Here is a 2099-nt window from a genome sequence, read left to right as displayed (position 1 = left end):
GCCACCACGTCCACGACGGCACCCGACGCGCCCAGCTCGGCCACGAGTTCCTCGGCACCACCACGACGGCTCAGCAACACCAGCCGCCGCACACCGTGCACGGCCACCAGATGCCGGGCCACCAGGGCACCGAGCACGCCGGTGCCACCCGTCACCAGCACCACGTCGTCCGCGCCGAACGGCACGCCGTCGCCCGTCTGCGCGACGGCCCGAGCGAGTCGGGGTACGTACGTCTCTCCTTCCCGTACGGCGACCCAGGGCTCGTCGGTCAGGGCCGCGGCCGTGGGCAGGGCGGGTGCGGAGCCGGGGTGGCCGTCGAGCACGACAAGGCCGAAGCGGCCCGGGTGCTCGGCCTGGGCGGAGCGCAGCAGACCGCCGACGGCGGCGCCGGCCAGGTCGGTGTCGCGGGTGACGACGACCAGCCGTTCGATCCGGTCCTCGGCGATCCGTTCCTGGATCGCGGTGAGGGCCGTGCGCACGGCCTGGCGTACGGCCTCGGGGCCGGCCTCCGTTCCCTGGGGTGTGCCCAGGTGCAGGAGTTCCACGGGGGTGTCGGCCGCGGGTGCGGTGCCGGTCACCGGGAGCCAGTCCAGGTGCAGAACCGGGTCGGTGAGGGTGCGGGCGGCGGCGACCTGTTCGGCGGTGACCGCGCGCAGGCGCAGGGAGGCGACGGTGGCCAGGGGCGCGCCGGTGCCGTCGGCGAGGTCGACGGCGACGCTCTCGTTGCCCAGCGGGGTGAGCCGTACCCGTGCCGCCCGGGCGCCGACGGCGTGCACGCGCAGGCCCTGCCAGGCGAAGGGGAGCCCGCCGTCGCCGACCAGGCCGCCGAGGCCGATCGGGTGCAGGGCCGCGTCCAGCAGGGCCGGGTGCAGCAGGAAGCCCGACTCGTCGGTCTCCGCGGGCAGTTCGGTCTCGGCCAGGATGTCGTCGCCGTGGCGCCAGGCCGCGCGGACGCCGCGGAAGACCGGCCCGTAGTCGAGGCCGCGGTCGGCGAGGCTGTCGTAGAGCGCGGACACGTCGACCGGTTCGGCACCGGCGGGCGGCCACTCGGTCAGCGGTGTGCCGGCCGTGCCGTCCCCGGGTGCGAGGACGCCCTCGGCGTGCCGGGTCCAGGGCGTGTCGCCGTCCTCGGGGCGCGCGTGCACGCTGACCGTACGGCGGTGGTCGGCTTCGGCGCGGCCCACCCGTACCTGGAGGTGCAGGGCGCCGCGCTCGGGCAGGGCCAGGGGCGCGCCGAGGACGAGTTCGTCCAGGACGGCGCAACCCGCGCGGTCGCCGGCGGCGAGGGCCAGTTCGGCGAGCGCCGCGCCGGGCAGCAGTGTGGTGCCGAGGACGACGTGGTCGGCCGTCCAGGCGGCCGGGTCCGCGGCGAGCCGTCCGGTCAGGACGAGGCCGCCGTCCTCCGCGAGGTCGACGGCCGCGCCGAGCAGCGGGTGTCCGGCGGCGCTCAGGCCCGCGCCGGCCAGTTCGCCGGCGGACGGTCCGGAGGGGGTCAGCCAGTAGCGGGTGTGCTGGAAGGCGTAGGTGGGCAGGTCGGCTCGGCCGGTGACGCCCGCGAAGTACGCCGTCCAGTCGACGCCGGTGCCCGTGGTGTGCAGGGCGGCGAGGTGGGTGAGCAGCTGCCGCGGACCGTCGTGGTCGCGGCGGAGGGTGCCGACGACGACGGCGGTCCGCTCGGCGGCGTCCGCCGTGTCCTGCACGGCGGCCGTCAGCACGGGATGCGGGCTGATCTCCACGAACACGTGGTGGCCGGCGTCGAGCAGGCTTCGCACCGCCGGTGCGAAGCCCACCGGCTCGCGCAGGTTGCGGTACCAGTAGCCGGCGTCCAGCGCCGTGCCGTCCGTCCACTCCCCCGTGACGGTGGAGAACAGCGGCACCGTGCCCTCGGTGGGCCGGATGCCGTCGAGGTCGGCCAGCAGGTCCGCCCGTACCGGTTCCACCAGCGCGGAGTGGGAGGCGTAGTCGACGGCGATGCGGCGGGCGCGTACGCCCCGCACCGCGCAGTGGGCGAGGAACTCCTCCAACGCCCCGGCCTCACCCGCGACGACCACCGACTCCGGACCGTTGACCGCGGCGACCGCCACCCGGTCCGCCCACCC

Annotated in this window: 1 protein-coding gene; it reads right to left on the bottom strand. The window is 76.5% G+C overall.

The window, feature by feature from the left end:
* A partial coding sequence (locus ACZ7KF_RS41515) for an acyltransferase domain-containing protein (protein ID WP_471087908.1) occupies positions 1 to 2099 on the bottom strand: 2099 nt, incomplete at both ends.

This window comes from Streptomyces sp. NPDC038200 (assembly GCF_055600785.1).
The sequence above is the reverse complement of the archived record's forward strand: the minus strand, read 5'-3'. Positions and strand labels throughout refer to the sequence as shown.